We start from the raw sequence: 13,160 nt of genomic DNA on the forward strand, positions 1-13,160 counted from the left end.
GATGCCACGCACGCACGCCACACCGGCATCGGCCGCCGCCCTGCCTTCGCTGGACCGGCTGCTGCGCCTGCCTGCGTTGTCGGCCATGATCGAATGCCACGGCCGCAGCCGCATCACCCAACTACTGCGCGCACACCTGCAGGAACTACGCGACCGTATCAGCGCCGCGCAGCTCTCGGCCGAACGCCTCGAACAGGCCATCAACGGCCCGTCGCTGGTCGCGGCGCTCGACGCCGCACTGGCGGCCGATGCACGGCTGGACCTGAAGCCGATGTTCAACCTGACCGGCACCGTGCTGCACACCAACCTGGGCCGCGCGCTGTTGCCCGATGCCGCCGTGCAGGCGGTCACCCGCGCAATGACAGCGCCGGTCGATCTGGAATTCGACATCACCCGCGGCCGCCGCGGCGACCGCGATGCACGGGTGCAGGCGCTGGTCTGCGAACTGACGGGCGCCGAAGCCGCCACCGTGGTCAACAACAATGCGGCGGCGGTCCTGCTGCTGCTCAACAGCCTGGCCAACCGCCGCGAGGTGGTCGTCTCGCGCGGCGAACTGGTGGAGATCGGCGGCGCCTTCCGCATTCCCGATGTGATGCGCAGCGCCGGCGCGCGACTGCTGGAAGTGGGCACCACCAACCGTACCCACCCGGCCGACTTCGCCCATGCCATCGGCGCCCGTACCGCGTTGCTGATGGAAGTGCATGCCAGCAACTACGCGATCACCGGTTTCACCGCCAAGGTCGACACTGCGGCAATGGCTGCGATCGCGCACGAGCACGGCCTGCCGCTGGTGGTGGACCTGGGCAGTGGCAGCCTGTACGACCTGGCGGCCTTCGGCCTGCCGCACGAGCCCACCGTGCAGGAAGCACTGGCGGCCGGCGCCGATCTGGTTTCGTTCAGTGGCGACAAACTGCTGGGCGGCCCCCAGGCCGGGATCATCGCCGGCCGCGCCGACCTGATCGCGCGGATCAACCGCAACCCGCTCAAGCGGGCGCTGCGCATGGACAAGATGGGCCTGGCCGCACTGGAAGCCGTGCTGGCCCTGTACCGCGAACCGGAACTGCTGGCACTGCGGCTGCCGACCCTGCGCAGCCTTTCGCGCCTGCGGGATGCCATCGACGAGCAGGCACAACGCCTGCTGCAGCCGATGCGCGCGTCGCTGGCCGCCGACTATGCGTTTGAACGGGCTTCGATGTACAGCCAGATCGGCAGCGGCGCGCAGCCACAGGCGCAGCTGGCCAGCGCCGGACTGCGCGTTACCAGCGCGCGCCGCGGCGGGCTGGATCGCTTGGCCAAGCGCTTGCGCCAGCTGCCGCGGCCGGTGCTGGGCCGCATTGCCGATGACGCGCTTTGGCTGGACCTGCGCTGCCTGGAACCCACCGACGAAGCCACCTTCCTCGCGCAATGGAGCACGCTGCAGGCATGATCGTCGGCACCGCCGGGCATATCGACCATGGCAAGACCAGCCTGGTGCGCGCGCTGACTGGCATCGAAACCGATCGCCTGCAGGAAGAACGCACGCGCGGCATCTCCATCGAGCTGGGCTATGCCTATGTCCCGGTGGAGAACACAGGCGGAGGGAATGCCGAGGCGACGCTGGGTTTCGTCGATGTGCCGGGCCATGAACGCTTCGTGCATACGATGGTGGCCGGCGCCACCGGCATCGATGTCGCCCTGCTGGTGATCGCCGCCGACGACGGTGTGATGCCGCAGACCCGCGAGCACCTGGCGATCCTGCAGTTGCTGGGCGTGGATCGCGGTGCAGTCGCCCTGACCAAGATCGACCGCGTGGACGCCGCGCGCATCGCCCGGGTCGAGATCGAGATCGCCGCGCTGCTGGCCGGAACGCCGCTGCAGGATTCCCCCGTATTCGCCTGCAACAGCACCGTACCCGACGATGCTGGCATCAACGCGCTGCGTACCCAGCTGCACGCGTGGGCGTCGGACGACGCCAACAAGCGCCAGGCCGAACTGCGCGGCGAGCTGTTCCGCATGCCGGTGGACCGCGTGTTCTCGCTGGCCGGCCACGGCACGCTGGTGACCGGCGCAGTGCACGGCGGCATCGCTGCCGTGGGTGAGCATCTGCAGCTGATGCCGGCCGCCACTGACGTGCGCGTACGCAGCATCCACGCGCAGAACCAGGCCAGCGAACACGCCATTGCCGGGCTGCGCTGCGCGTTGAACCTGGCTGCCATCGCCCGCGACGACCTCCACCGTGGCGACTGGATCGCCGACCCGCGCGCCCTGCTGGCGACCCGTCGCGTCGACGTGCGCCTGCGGCTTTCCGCACTGGCCACACCGTTGCACGACTGGGCGCCGCTGCACATCCACTGGGGCACGATGCACCGGCAGGCCCATGTGGTGCTGCTGGAGGATGTCGATCATGGCGACGGACAGTTGGTGCAACTGGTGTTCGATGCACCGGTCTGCGCGATGTGCGGTGATCGATTCATCGCCCGTGATTCAGCGGCCATCCGCACGCTGGGTGGTGGCATCGTGCTCGATCCGGACCCACCACAGCGGCGCCGGCGCAGCCCGGCACGGCTCGCCTGGCTGGGCGCACTGGAGCAGCTGGCCACAGGTGCTGGAATCGGTCCGCTGTTGCAGCAGGCTTCCTTCGGCATAGCCATGGCCGCCCTGCAACGCTACTGCCGGCGCGCGGCCGACCGGATCGATCTGCCTGCAGACACACGGCGCATCGTCACCCGCGAAGACACGGTGGTCATCCTTGCTTCGCACTGGCAGGCGCTTCGCGAACAGGTGATCACGTCGCTGCGCAGCTGGCACGAGCGACGTCCGGATGAACCCGGTGTTGATAGCGGGCGCCTGCAGCGCAGTACGCTGCCCGCGCTTGCAGCGAGCCTGTGGAATGCTCTGCTGCAGGGCCTGCTGGACGACGGCAGCGTGCAGCGCGTGGGCGCTTGGTGGCGCCTGCCCGGCCATGACCATGCGCCGCCGGAACGCGAGCGACTTCTGCTCGAACGCGTGCTGCCGCAACTGCACGCCGGTCGCTTCGATCCACCGTGGGTGCGCACGCTGGCCACCGACGCCGGTCTGGCCGAAGACGAGGTCCGCGCCGTCCTGCGCCGCGCCACCGCGCGTGGCGAACTGTTCCAGGTAGTGCCGGACCTGTTCTATGCACCGGCCCGCATTGCCGAGCTGGCCGCGATCGTCGCGCAGCTGTCGCAGGCCACCGGCACGGTGGATGCGGCCACCTTCCGCGATGCCATCGGCCTGGGCCGCAAGCGCAGCATCCAGATCTTGGAGTTCTTCAACCGCGTTGGCTACACTCGACGCGTCGGTGACCAGCATCGGCCGCGCGGCGACCTGCAGTGGAACGCAGCCCGCGAATGAGCCCACCGGTGCCGCCGTACTTTCGGAAGGCATGCGCATCCGGGCATGCGGCTGGGCTTCAAACCCAGTAGGGGGCGTCGATCGTTCCCTGGTAGGTTCGACTCCTGCTGCCTTCCGCCATTGGTGTTTCCGCAGGAGATGTCGGCATGGCCACGCACGCGCAGTCCCCCGCCCCTTCAACGGCCGATGCCCCGCAACGACTGACTTCGCTGGCACACGGCGGCGGCTGCGGCTGCAAGATCGCGCCGGGCGTGCTGTCCGAACTGCTGCGGGGCGTGCCAGCGCTTCCGGCACCGGCCGAACTGCTGGTCGGCCGCGAGACCAGCGACGACGCCGCGGTGTACCGCCTCGATGATCGCCAGGCAATCGTCGCCACCACCGATTTCTTCATGCCGATTGTGGACGACCCGTTCGACTTCGGCCGCATCGCCGCCACCAACGCGCTGTCGGACCTGTACGCGATGGGCGCACGACCATTGTTCGCACTGGCCATCGTCGGCATGCCGATCAACACGCTGCCGCAGGACACCATCCGCGGCATCCTGCAGGGCGGCGAACGCGCCTGCGCTGATGCCGGCATCGTGGTGGCTGGTGGCCACAGCATCGATTCGGTGGAACCCATCTACGGCCTGGCCGCGATCGGCGTGCTCGACCCGCAGCGTCTCAGGCGCAATGCTGATGCCCGCGCCGGTGACGTGCTGGTGCTGGGCAAGCCGTTGGGCGTGGGCGTGTATTCGTCAGCACTGAAGAAAGAAGTGCTGGACGCCGACGGCTACCAGCAGATGATCGCGTCGACCACCCGCCTGAATACCGTGGGCGTGCCGCTGGCCGCGCAGGACGGTGTGCACGCGATGACCGACATCACCGGTTTCGGCCTGCTCGGTCACCTGCTGGAGGTGTGCCGGGCCAGTGGCGTTGCCGCCGAAGTGGACAGCGCGCAGATCCCGCTGCTGCCGCAGGCCCTGGACCTGCTGCAGCGCGGCTGCTTGACCCGCGCCTCCAATCGCAACTGGGCCTCCTATGGCGCCGAGGTGCGCTTCGCCGATGGGTTGCCAGCCCACTGGCAACCGCTGCTGACCGATCCGCAGACCAGCGGCGGCCTGCTGGTGTCGTGTGCCCCGGAGGCAGTGGACGCGGTGCTGGCCTGCTTCCACGACGCTGGGTTCGGCCAGGCGGCTGTGGTGGGACGGTTGGGCGAGGGAACGCCGGGCGTCAGCGTCCGCTGAGGCGCTGGAACGGCAAGGGCGCCCGAAGGCGCCCCTGCTGTAGTGCTGGATGCAACATCACTCGATGTTCTGCACCTGTTCGCGGATCTGGTCGATCAGCACCTTCAGCTCCACCGCGGCATTGGACGTACGGCTGTCCACCGACTTCGAGCCCAGCGTATTGGCTTCGCGGTTGAACTCCTGCAGCAGGAAGTCCAGGCGACGACCGACCGGCTCGCGCTGCTTGAGCACGCGGCGGATCTCGACAATGTGGCTGCCAAGGCGATCCAGCTCCTCATCCACGTCCAGCTTCTGCAGCCAGAGCACCAGTTCCTGCTCGGCGCGGCCGGGATCGACCGGGTGCGGCAGGTCGGCCAGGCGTGCAGCCAGCTTGGCGCGCTGGCCGTCGCGAATGGCCGGAATCAGCGTGCGCACTTCAGTCGCGATGCGTTCGATGCCGTCCACGCGCTCGCTGATGGCGGCCGACAACTTGCCGCCTTCGCGCTCACGGGCCTCGACGAAGCCGTCCAGCACCTGGTCCAGCAGGGCCAGTGCCTCGGCCTGCAGGGCGGCGGCATCGGTGGCCTCGCCGCGGGTCACGCCGGGCAGCTGCAGCAACTCGGTGAAGCTGACCTGCAGATTGGGGAAATCCGAGGTCAGCCGGTGCGCCAGGCGGCCCAGCTGGCCCAGCAGGGCCTCGTCCACCTGCAGGTTGGCCGCTGCCTCCGGTGCACGCAGGCGCATCACCAGATCCAGCTTGCCACGGCTCAGGCGCGCGGCGATGCGCTCGCGCAGCTGCGGCTCCAGCGCCCGCAGTTCCTCGGGCAGGCGGGTGCCGACCTCCAGGAAGCGGTGGTTGACCGAGCGCAGCTCGCAGCCCAGCGTGCCCCACGGGGTGACCCGCTCGCCGCCGGCATAGGCGGTCATGCTTCGAATCATGGAATGTGTCCGGTGCGTGCAAAGGGGGAATGGTACCCTAGCGCCCTCACCAGAGCCCCCTTGCCCGCCCCGTGAAGGCCGCGGGCGTGGCGGCGTACTCCCTCGCCATTACGGAACCCGCACCATGTCCGATTCCCGCCCCAGCGGCCGCCAGCCCGACCAGCTCCGCCCGGTCGTCATCCAACGCGGCTTCACCCGCCACGCCGAAGGGTCGGTACTGGTGTGCTTCGGTGAAACCCGTGTGCTGTGCACCGCCAGCGTCGAGAACCGCGTGCCGGGCTTCCTGCGCGGCAAGGGCGAAGGCTGGGTCACCGCCGAGTACGGCATGCTGCCGCGCGCCACCCACACCCGCAGCGACCGCGAAGCGGCCCGTGGCAAGCAGGGCGGCCGCACGCTGGAGATCCAGCGCCTGATCGGCCGCAGCCTGCGTGCCTGCGTGGACCGCAACGCGCTGGGCGAGCGCACCATCACCCTGGACTGCGACGTGCTGCAGGCCGACGGTGGCACCCGCACCGCCGCCATCACCGGCGCCTACGTGGCCCTGGTCGATGCGGTGAACGTGCTGATGAAGCGTGGCGACATCAAGCGCAACCCGATCCTGGGCGCAGTGGCGGCGGTGTCGGTGGGCGTGTACCGCGGCACCCCGGTGCTGGACCTGGACTACGCCGAAGACAGCGACTGCGACACCGACATGAACGTGGTGATGAACGACGGTGGCGGCTTCATCGAACTGCAGGGCACCGCCGAAGGCCACGCCTTCCGTCGCGATGAACTGGACGCGCTGCTGGGCCTGGCCGAAACGGGCGTGGCCGAGCTGCTGGCCGCGCAGCAGGCGGCGCTGTCGGCATGAACCGGCGCCTTGCCCTGACCACCCTGGTGGTGGCCGACTATGACGAAGCCATTGCCTGGTACACCGGCAAGCTCGGCTTCACGCTGCTGGAAGACATCGACCAGGGCCACAAGCGTTGGGTGGTGGTCGGCCCGACCGACGGCAGCGCCGCCGCCCTGCTGCTGGCACGCGCCAGCGACGAGGAACAGCGCAGCCGCATCGGCAACCAGACCGGTGGCCGCGTTGCCTTCTTCCTCCACACCGACGACTTCCACCGCGACCACGCGGCGATGCTTGCCGCGGGCGTCGAATTCCTGGAAGCGCCGCGCGAAGAACCCTATGCAACGGTCGCGGTGTTCCGCGATCTGTATGGCAACACCTGGGACCTGCTGGAGCCCCGTCAATGAAGAAACTAGTACTGGCCAGCCACAACGCCGGCAAGCTGGTGGAGATGCAGGAGATCCTCGCCGACCTGCCGCTACAGATCACCTCGGCCGCCGAACTGGGCCTGGGCGACGTGGAAGAGACCGGCCTGACCTTCGTCGAGAATGCGCTGCTGAAGGCACGCGCGGCCTGCGAAGCGACCGGCCTGCCCGCACTGGCCGATGATTCGGGCCTGATCGTCGATGCACTCGGCGGCGCGCCCGGCCTGTACAGCGCGCGCTATGCCGGCCACCCGACCAACGCGGCGGCCAACAACGCCAAGCTGCTGGACGCGATGGCCGACATTCCCGACGGCCAGCGCAGCGCCCGCTTCTATGCGGTGATCGTGCTGCTGCGCCACGCCACCGACCCGCAGCCGTTGATCTGCGAAGGGCGCTGGGAAGGACAGATCATCCGCGAGCTGCGTGGCACGAATGGTTTTGGCTACAACCCGGTATTCCTGGACACCACCCACGGCCTGACCGCCGCGGAAATGGAGCCGGCACTGAAGAATGCCATCAGCCACCGTGCCATCGCCCTGCAGCAGCTCAAGCAGCAGCTGGCGACGCTGTACTGACGCCGCCTGATCGAACCAGGGAAGCCGGCCAGTGGCCGGCACTACCGATGAAGCCCATGCCGCACGCCCACGACCACTGCAACCACCTGCCCGGCGAAGCCTGCTCCGCTGACCACGACAGCCCGCCGCGACTGGTGCCGCCACCGCTGTCGCTGTACGTGCACCTGCCGTGGTGCGTGCGCAAATGCCCCTACTGCGATTTCAATTCGCACCAGGCCAAGGGCGAGCTGCCGTTCGACGCCTACATCGACGCGCTGCTACGTGACCTGGACCAGGACCTGCCGCTGGTCTGGGGCCGGGTGGTGCACAGCGTGTTCTTCGGCGGCGGCACCCCCAGCCTGTTCCCGCCGGAAGCGATCGACCGTTTCCTGCAGCAGGCCAGCGCGCGCCTGCGCTTCGCGCCCAATGCCGAAATCACCCTGGAAACCAACCCGGGCACCGCCGAGCATGGCCGCTTCGACCGCTACCGCGCGGCCGGCGTGAACCGCCTCAGCTTCGGCATCCAGAGTTTCGACGACTCCATGCTCAAGCGCCTGGGCCGCATCCACGACAGTGGCGAAGCCGAGCGCGCGGTGAAGATGGCGCAGGACGCGGGCTACGACAACTTCAACATCGACCTGATGTACGCGCTGCCGGAACAGACCCTGGCCGGTGCCGAGGCCGATCTGGAACGTGCATTTGCACTGCAACCAGCCCATATCTCGCACTACCAGCTGACCCTGGAACCGAATACGGTGTTCTTCGCGCGGCCGCCGCAGGGCATTCCCGATGAAGACAATGCCTGGGACATGCAAGAGCACTGCCAGGCGCTGCTGGCGCGGGCCGGTTTCAGCCAGTACGAAGTCAGCGCCTACGCACGCCCTGGCCGCCAGAGTGCGCACAACCTGAACTACTGGCGCTTCGGTGACTATCTGGGCATCGGCGCTGGCGCGCACGGCAAGATCAGCTCCGGTGCCGAGGAACACGTGCTGCGCCGCTGGAAACTGAAGCACCCGCAGGCCTACCTGGACAGCGCGGGCACCCCGGCCTCGTTCGGTGGCGACGACGTGATCGCACCCGAGCGCCTGCCGTTTGAGTACATGCTCAACCTGCTGCGCCTGCACGAAGGTTTCGGCCTGCGCGATTTCGAGTCGCGCACCGGGCTGCCGCGCAGCGTGCTGGACGCGCCCCTGGGCGAGGCCGTGCAGCGCGGCTGGCTGGACGTGGCGGATGGCCACGTACAGCCAACCGAGCTGGGCCGCCGATTCACCAACGATGTGGTGAGCCTGTTCCTGGAGGAATAGACCTTCCCGCCGTTAGCGGGTAGTGCCGGGCGCTGGCCCGCACTCCGGTGGAGACAGCGCTGCCGGCCAGTGACCTGCACCACCGCTCATCCGTCGTCCCCCCCAGCGGACGTGAGACACGTTCACCCTAAAGTAGCGCCGACTGCGGCCGACACGGTAGATTCACAAGATCGATCCGCGGGAATCCGGGTACCGCTCGCCGATGTCAGCTGTCTTTTCCATTACCTCTGCCGACAAAGCCCGCCTGGCCGCCAGCGACCTGCCACCGCGGGTGCGTGAGCTGCTGGGCGCGTTGATCGGCCTGTGCCGGCAGACGCTGGCCGCGCCGCTGATCCTGACCGTCGAAGCGTTGGAGCAGACGTTGCTGCACGACGCGGATCGCGCGCGCAATCCGCAGCTGCAGGCGGAGCTGATGGCCCAGCGCGGCCAGTTGCATGCCTTCTCCGGTCATTTCGCTGACCGCATGCTTGATGCCGTGGCCGATGCGCTGATACGGCTGCGCGAACCCACGGCCCACTTCAGCCCCGGTTCCACGCCGCCGCCGCTGCCCGGCATGCTCGGGCTGTCGCTGGTCGATGAGCATGAAGTGGACCGCGACCTGCTGCTGACCGAGATGGTGCGGCGGGAGACGCTGCGTTCGACCAACACGCTGAACCTGCTGGGCCAACGCCTGGGCGTACTGGCGGCAGCACCGGCCTTCGAGGCCGACACCCTGCCGCTGGCACCGCAGGCACTGTGCGCCATGCTGCGCCGGATTGCCGAACAGGATTCGCTCGCTGTCGACGTTCAGCTGGCGCTGTACCGCAGCTTCGAACGCCAAGTGCTGGAGCGCCTGGGCGACATCCTCGACCGTGCCAATGCCCTGTTGGCCCAGCACGGCGTGCTGCCCGGCCTGGTCTACACCCCCTACCTGGCGCGTTCATCGAGCACCCGGCGGATCATCACCCAGTCGGTGGGCGGTGGTCGCACCACGCAGCCGGCAAAGCGTGCCGCCGCGCCACTGACCGGCTGGAACGGATCGGCACCGGCCGGCTCCTGGTCGAGCCTGGTGCAGGACGCTTTCCAGGATGACAGCACGGCCGGCGCGGCCATGCCGGGCCTGACCACCTCCACGGGCAGCGCGCTGCATGCGCTGCTGCAGCAGGCACGCCATGCCAGCGCAGCACCTGCGGATCGCGATGCAGTGCCGAGCGCAGCCGTGGATGCGGTCCTCGCACGCCTGCAGGCGCAGTCCAGCGCCGCCACCGGCGTGGCCGACCTGCAGGCGGCCGTGGTAGCGCAACTGCGCAGCGAGCATGGCATGCAGGCCCAGCTGGGCAGCCACGACCGCGACAGCCTCGACCTGCTGCGCATGCTGATGCAGCAGGTGCAGCAGCAGCAGCGTCCGGACCCGGTGCCGGCCGCCCTGCTGGCGCGCCTGCAGGTACCGCTGGCACGTGCGGCAATGGCCGACCCCGGCTTCTTCGTGCGCGACGAGCACCCCGCGCGCGAACTGCTCAACCAGATTGCCGAAGTCGGCGCCAACTGGCTGGGCGACGATGATGTCGACCCGCAGTTGCTGCAGCGCATGGCACAGAGCGTGCAGGGCCTGCTGGGTCAGGATGCGCGGGCGCCGGAGGCCTTCGCCAGCGCGAACGAGGACGTGCAGCAGCATCAGCGCGCCGCAGCGCATCGCGCCGAGTTGGCCGAACGCCGCCATGTCGAAGCTGCACGCGGCAAGGAGCGGCTGGAACTCGCGCGGCGACAGGCCAGTGCACAGATCGACCAGTGCTGCGACGCGCAGCAGCCGCCCCGCTTCGTGCAGACCCTGCTGCGTCAGGCCTGGGCCGATGCCCTCACCCTGACCCGCCTGCGCCACGGCGACGATTCACCGCAGTGGCAGGAACGGCTGCAGCAGACCCAACGCATCGCCGCCATCACCGCGCAACCCGTTGATGCACCCGGCGGCACCGATGCAACGCTTGCTGCCGAGGTCGAGGCCGCCCTGCTGCAGGTCGGCTACCACGCCGAGGAAGCCGCCGCCGTCGCACGCAGGCTGGCCACGCCTGGCGGCGAGGACGAGAGCACCTCGCGTACCGAACTCAGTGCCCGCCTGAAGGCACGCGCGCGCCTGGGCGAGCACGCCGGTACGGCCGCCGGCACGACGCCCGCCACACCGCGCAGCAGTGCCGAGGAAGCCGCTTACCAGCAGCTGTCCTCCCTGCCCTTCGGCAGCTGGTTCGACATCGACACTGGCGATGGCACACTGCGCCGCCAGCGCCTGTCCTGGTACAGCCTGCTGACCGGCCACGCCCTGCTGGTCAATCCACGCGGGCAGAAGATCGCCGATACCGACCTGGATACGCTGGCCCGGCAGATCAGTGCCGGCCAGGCGCAGCTGGTCACTGAGGACAAGGCCCGGCTGGTTGACCGTGCCTGGGAGGCCAGCCTTGGCGCCTTGCGTGCACTGGCGGCCGGCCATACGCAGGAGACCTCCGCATGATCACCCAACCGCCGCAGGACACCCGCCGCGCACCGCGCCGCCAGGTCTCGGACCTGGTACCGGTCACCGACCAGATGCGCGAAAGCGTGGTGGGCCGGCTCGGCAATATCTCCGAAACCGGCATGCTGATGCTGGCCAGCGCACCGTTGCGCGAGGATGCGCTGTACCAGTTGCGCTTCCCCTTGCCGCTGGCCGACGGCCGCCACCAGGACATCGACGTGGGCGTGCACCTGCTGTGGAGCGAACCCGCACACGCCCCCGGACAGAGCTGGACCGGCTTCCGGTTCCTCACCCTGTCGCGCGAGCATCGGCAGCTGCTGCGCCAGTGGGTGGGCGAAGACAGCGACGAGGGGCCGGTTTCGACGGCCTGAGTGCCGGTTCCAGCACAGCGGTTTTTCCCGGTATGCGGCAGAATCTAGGGCCGTTTTCCGTGTCGAGCCACCGCAATGATCCAGCAAGACCCCGGCGCCCTGTATTCCGACCACCTGGCCGTGCTGTGCCGACGTGCCGAACAGGCGCTGGCCCGCGGCGGCTTCGATCACCTGGTGGTGCCCAGCGGCACCCTGCACTACCAGGTGTTCGACGATCGCGACTACCCGTACGCGGTCAATCCGCAGTTCAAGGCCTGGCTGCCGCTGACCCGCGTGCCCAACAGCTGGATCGTGTTCACCCCCGGCAAGCGCCCGGCGGTGATCTTCCACCAGCCCTTCGACTACTGGCACGTGGTGCCGGATGCCCCCAGCGGCTGGTGGGTGGAGCACTTCGACATCCACATCATCCGCAAGCCGGAAGACGCGCTGGCGCTGCTGCCGGCCGATCCATCGCGCTGCGCGATCCTCGGCGAGCCGCAGAGCGCGCTGGGCAGCTACGTGCCGAACAACCCGGCGCCGGTGGTGAACTACCTGGAATGGCACCGCGGCAGCAAGACACCGTATGAGATCGCACTGATGCGCGACGCCCAGGTGCTGGGCGTGCGCGGCCATCGCGCGGCCGAAGCCGCGTTCCGCAACGGCGCCGATGAGTTCAGCATCCACATGGCGTACTGCCAGGCCGTCGGCCAGGACGCCAACGAGCTGCCGTACGGCAACATCGTGGCGTTGAACGAACATGCCGCCGTGCTGCACTACACCGAGCTGGGCCGCAAGGCACCGCAACCGCTGCGCAGCTTCCTGATCGATGCCGGCGCCAGTGCCCACGGCTACGCCAGCGACATCACCCGCACCTACGCCGCGCAGGGCCACGACGAATTTGCGGCGATGATCGCCGCCGTCGACGCTGCCCAGCAGCGGATGTGCGCAGCGGTGCGCCCGGGCTTCGACTACAAGCAGCTGCACGTGGACGCACATCTTTCGCTGATGGGCGTACTGAAAGACTTCGGCGTGATCAAGGTCTCGCCGCAGACCGCGCTGGAGACCGGCGTCAGCGCCGCGTTCTTCCCGCATGGTATCGGCCACCTGATCGGCCTGCAGGTGCACGACGTGGCCGGTTTCGCGGCCAGCGACGAAGGCGGCCGCATCGAGCGCCCGGCCGGCCACCCGTACCTGCGCCTGACCCGCGTGCTGGAGCCGGGCATGGTGGTGACCATCGAACCGGGCCTGTACTTCATCGACATGCTGTTGAATGAAGTGAAGGACGCTGGCCACGGTGATGCGATCAACTGGGACCGCGTGGACTTCTTCCGTCCGTATGGCGGCATCCGCATCGAAGACGAAGTGCTGTGCACCGACGGCGAAGCGGACAACCTGACGCGACCGGCGTTTGCGGCGGCGAACGGCTGAGCCCCTCGTGGTTTGACGCTTGGAGCAAAAGCCGCGCTTGGTGGGGCGGGTGGGCCATGCAGGGGACGCTGCAAGTACGTCCCTGTAAGCTCGATGGCGCCATCCATGGCGCCAACGCCCCTGCATGGCCCACCCACCCCACCTTTGACAGTTTCCTGCGCGCGTCCAACCACGGAAAAGAAAAAGAAAAGCAAAAGCGGGTCGCTTGCTGCGCTCACTCTGTGTCGACCAAGGTCGACACCCACCAACAGCCGCGCGCGCCAACAACCGCAATTGCCAGTAGATTCACG

Annotated in this window: 11 protein-coding genes and 1 tRNA gene; 11 read left to right on the plus strand and 1 reads right to left on the minus strand. The window is 68.6% G+C overall.

The window, feature by feature from the left end:
• Position 1 precedes the first annotated feature (1 nt).
• From selA to selD, 4 genes are all read left to right on the plus strand, one after another.
• Positions 2-1,426 carry an L-seryl-tRNA(Sec) selenium transferase gene (selA, locus tag ACM0PK_RS04290; protein WP_414607405.1) on the plus strand — a complete coding sequence of 475 codons (1,425 nt, stop codon included), beginning with the start codon at positions 2-4 and terminating at the stop codon, positions 1,424-1,426.
• A complete protein-coding gene (gene selB / locus ACM0PK_RS04295; RefSeq protein WP_414607406.1) occupies positions 1,423-3,354 on the plus strand; it encodes a selenocysteine-specific translation elongation factor in 1,932 nt (643 codons plus the stop codon). Before selA ends, selB begins: the two co-directional genes overlap by 4 nt.
• 24 nt (positions 3,355-3,378) lie before the next feature.
• Positions 3,379-3,474: transfer RNA gene (locus tag ACM0PK_RS04300), tRNA-Sec, on the plus strand.
• A 26-nt stretch (positions 3,475-3,500) separates the two neighbouring features.
• A complete protein-coding gene (gene selD / locus ACM0PK_RS04305) occupies positions 3,501-4,580 on the plus strand; it encodes a selenide, water dikinase SelD (RefSeq protein ID WP_414607407.1) in 1,080 nt (359 codons plus the stop codon).
• 57 nt (positions 4,581-4,637) lie between these two features.
• Here the strand turns inward: selD and ACM0PK_RS04310 are convergent, their stop codons facing one another.
• A complete protein-coding gene (locus ACM0PK_RS04310; protein WP_072168451.1) occupies positions 4,638-5,498 on the minus strand; it encodes a YicC/YloC family endoribonuclease in 861 nt (286 codons plus the stop codon).
• A gap of 124 nt (positions 5,499-5,622) precedes the next feature.
• Here ACM0PK_RS04310 and rph point away from each other — a divergent pair, with 124 nt between their 5' ends.
• The 7 genes from rph (at position 5,623) to pepQ (ending at position 12,870) form a co-directional block, all read left to right on the plus strand.
• Positions 5,623-6,348: a ribonuclease PH gene (gene rph, locus ACM0PK_RS04315; protein WP_088497268.1), complete on the plus strand. Its 726-nt coding sequence runs from the start codon at positions 5,623-5,625 to the stop codon at positions 6,346-6,348.
• Positions 6,345-6,734, plus strand: a complete 390-nt coding sequence (locus tag ACM0PK_RS04320; RefSeq protein ID WP_111200687.1) for a VOC family protein — start codon at positions 6,345-6,347, stop codon at positions 6,732-6,734. The genes rph and ACM0PK_RS04320 overlap by 4 nt, the downstream gene beginning before the upstream one ends.
• Entirely contained in the window at positions 6,731-7,327 is a 597-nt protein-coding gene (rdgB, locus tag ACM0PK_RS04325; RefSeq protein WP_005410891.1) for an RdgB/HAM1 family non-canonical purine NTP pyrophosphatase, read from the plus strand. The genes ACM0PK_RS04320 and rdgB overlap by 4 nt, the downstream gene beginning before the upstream one ends.
• 56 nt (positions 7,328-7,383) lie before the next feature.
• Positions 7,384-8,610, plus strand: a complete 1,227-nt coding sequence (gene hemW / locus ACM0PK_RS04330) for a radical SAM family heme chaperone HemW (RefSeq protein WP_414607408.1) — start codon at positions 7,384-7,386, stop codon at positions 8,608-8,610.
• A gap of 202 nt (positions 8,611-8,812) precedes the next feature.
• Positions 8,813-11,092, plus strand: coding sequence for a DUF1631 family protein (locus ACM0PK_RS04335; protein ID WP_414607409.1), 2,280 nt, complete (start codon positions 8,813-8,815; stop codon positions 11,090-11,092).
• Positions 11,089-11,463: a PilZ domain-containing protein gene (locus tag ACM0PK_RS04340; RefSeq protein WP_111200689.1), complete on the plus strand. Its 375-nt coding sequence runs from the start codon at positions 11,089-11,091 to the stop codon at positions 11,461-11,463. The genes ACM0PK_RS04335 and ACM0PK_RS04340 overlap by 4 nt, the downstream gene beginning before the upstream one ends.
• Before the next feature lie 75 nt (positions 11,464-11,538).
• Positions 11,539-12,870, plus strand: coding sequence for a Xaa-Pro dipeptidase (gene pepQ, locus ACM0PK_RS04345; protein ID WP_414607410.1), 1,332 nt, complete (start codon positions 11,539-11,541; stop codon positions 12,868-12,870).
• Positions 12,871-13,160: the final 290 nt, after the last annotated feature.

The sequence above is a fragment of the Stenotrophomonas sp. FR010 genome, from assembly GCF_047520755.2.
Classification (GTDB): Bacteria; Pseudomonadota; Gammaproteobacteria; order Xanthomonadales; family Xanthomonadaceae; genus Stenotrophomonas; species Stenotrophomonas sepilia.